The organism is Arthrobacter sp. MDT2-34-1 (assembly GCF_059091365.1).
In genome coordinates this window covers 1-2,296 of sequence record NZ_JBNHGO010000022.1, presented here as the reverse complement: position 1 = coordinate 2,296, position 2,296 = coordinate 1, and the positions used below count along the sequence as shown (strand labels likewise).

2 protein-coding genes are annotated in these 2,296 nt (G+C 66.5%); one reads left to right on the top strand and one right to left on the bottom strand.

The features are described 5' to 3' along the window. On the top strand, positions 1-901 hold a 901-nt coding region (locus tag AC5RVV_RS17240), incomplete at its 5' end, for a DUF8462 domain-containing protein (protein WP_494002589.1). 123 nt (positions 902-1,024) lie between these two features. Here AC5RVV_RS17240 and AC5RVV_RS17235 read toward each other — a convergent pair. Beyond that, entirely contained in the window at positions 1,025-2,221 is a 1,197-nt protein-coding gene (locus AC5RVV_RS17235) for a hypothetical protein (RefSeq protein WP_494002588.1), read from the bottom strand. Positions 2,222-2,296: the final 75 nt, after the last annotated feature.

Here is a 2,296-nt window from a genome sequence, read left to right as displayed (position 1 = left end):
GAGAAACCACGGCTGGGCGGTGATCTCCCGAACGGCCAATCCGGGTTTTTTGGCCAGGGTCGGAGATGACATGCTCCGGCTTTCCGACGAGCTGGGCGGCGGGCCGCCGACGCGCAAGATCACGGCCTTCTCCGCGGCAGGATTCGGGCTCACGACCCAACTGCCCCCGGAGCGCATTCCGGACTGGCGGCGCACCGGGGAGGAACTGCTGCAGGTCCTGGACAGCAGGGGCACCGGGCTGGTCATCACGATCGACGAAATCCACGCCGTCGACCGGAGCGAAATCTCCCAGCTGGCCGCGGACGTGCAGCACTTCATCCGTGACGGGCTTCCCATCGGCCTGATCTTCGCCGGCCTGCCTTCGGCCGTCTCCGACCTCCTCAACGAGGGCGTGGCGACCTTTCTGCGCCGGGCCGACAGGATCAATCTTCATGAGGCAGCAATCGGTGAAGTCACCGCCTCCTACCGGGACCTTTTCAGCGAAGGCGGCATCGACGTCGCCCCGGAGCTGCTCAGCGAGGCGGCAGCAGCCACCGAAGGCTACCCCTTCCTCATCCAGCTGGTCGGCTACTACCTGTGGATGGCGGCCGACAAGGCCAACCGGGCCCTGGACCAGGAGAGTGTCCGGACCGCCATCGCCGCAGCGCTGCGACGGAACACCCTGGTTGTCGTGGAGTCCGCGCTCTCGGACATCTCCGACAAGGACCGCCAGTTCCTGCACGCCATGGCCGAGCAGGACGGCCCGTCAACAGCGGCCCAGATAGGACACCTCATCAAGTCCAAACCCAACGTGGTCTCCAAGTACCGCAATAGACTCATCGCGGCCGGACTGATCGAATCAGCCGGCTACGGCAAGGTCGACTTCGCCATTCCCGGCCTACGCGACTACCTTCGGCAATAACATCCGCAGAACAACGACCCCTACCCCTCCGCGGTGCATCGGGCACAGAGCCGGTCCTTCGTCGAGACAGCTAACGCTTTGTTGCCCGGTACCAGTGCGGGCGGATTTCCATCTCGCATGCCGTCAGCGGCTGGGTCCGCTTTTCACCCGTTCCGCTGCCACACCGGTCCCACCACGGGTCTTTCGTGCCTTGGCTGCCCCTCTGCCTCGCGTCAGCGCCGTGCCGGGGTGCGTGCCCTCGCTGCGTGCAGCGGCAAGGCGTCCCTGGACCTGGTTCTCGCTGGCGGTCCCGGCCAGTGAGGCAGCGAAGGCTTCGCGGTGTTCGGCGGAGCCGTACTCTGCAGCGGCGCTGCTTTCGGTCTTCTCGCCCTGATCGTTGAGCCGTCTGTTGTCGTCGCCGGTGACGCAGTTTTCCAGCTCCCGTCCCATGGCTTCAATGCGTGCGAACAGTTCCGCCTCAAGGCGTTCGTATCGCTGCTCCAGCGGCTGCTCCTGGGAGCCTGTGAAGCCGCCCTCGGCCAGGAGCCTGGCTTCGTGCCATTCCCTGGCCGCCTCCACGAACGTGGCGTCTTTGAAGTGCTCTTCGCCGGCACCGTTGAAGCTGGCCGTCGTTTCTTCGCGCAGCATCTCGACGGTGGGACCGTTGATGCCGTCCTTGCCGATCAGGTACAGGCGTTCCTTCACCGTGGCGTCGGCCGCTTCGATGGCCTCGGGCGTTTTGGCGTCGTGGGCGGTCTGCAGGGCCTGGGCCAGGGCGGGGTTGTTCAGGTACTCGACGGGTACCTGGTGCCTTTCCATCTCGGGTGCAAGCTTGTCGGCCCTGGCCCGGAGTTCTTCGGCCTGTGCCGCGGCGATCAGTGCCATACCCTTTTGGTGCTCGGCGGCAGCGGCGCGTCGGGCCTGCGCGGCGCTGATCGTTTCGATGCCCGATTCCAAGTATGCCGCGTCCGTCCCCACGTCGTGGGTATCGATGCCCCAGCGGGCCTTCACCTCGGTGCGGATCCGCTCGGCCGCGGCCAGTGCGGTGGGGTCGTGGTCCTTCCAGCCCTCGGCCAGGGCATGCATCTGGGCGATGTCTGCCGGCTGCGCCTGCTCCCACCACTTCTCCTTCTGCACCGGGGCGAGGGCGCCCTGCACAGCCGCCCGGTCGGCTGCTTCCCGTACCTGTGCCTCATGTGCGGTCCGGGTGTCCTGTTGCTCGCGCCGGCGCAGCGATTCCTGCCGCATCCGGGCCAGGGTTTCGGCCAGCCGTGAGGCGGTCATCAGGGACTGCCGCAGACCGCCTTCCACTACATCGTCAATGCCGTCTGATTCGCTCATGATCGGCACTTACCTCTCGTAGTGGTTCCTCGTGCGGTCCTAGCGGCCCCGGTCTTAGCGCTCCGGCACCGCTCC

What these genes read in the sequence shown, in the direction of transcription:
- AC5RVV_RS17235 (WP_494002588.1), bottom strand. Translation starts at nt 2,221, where the DNA reads ATGAGCGAATCAGACGGCATTGACGATGTAGTGGAAGGCGGTCTGCGG.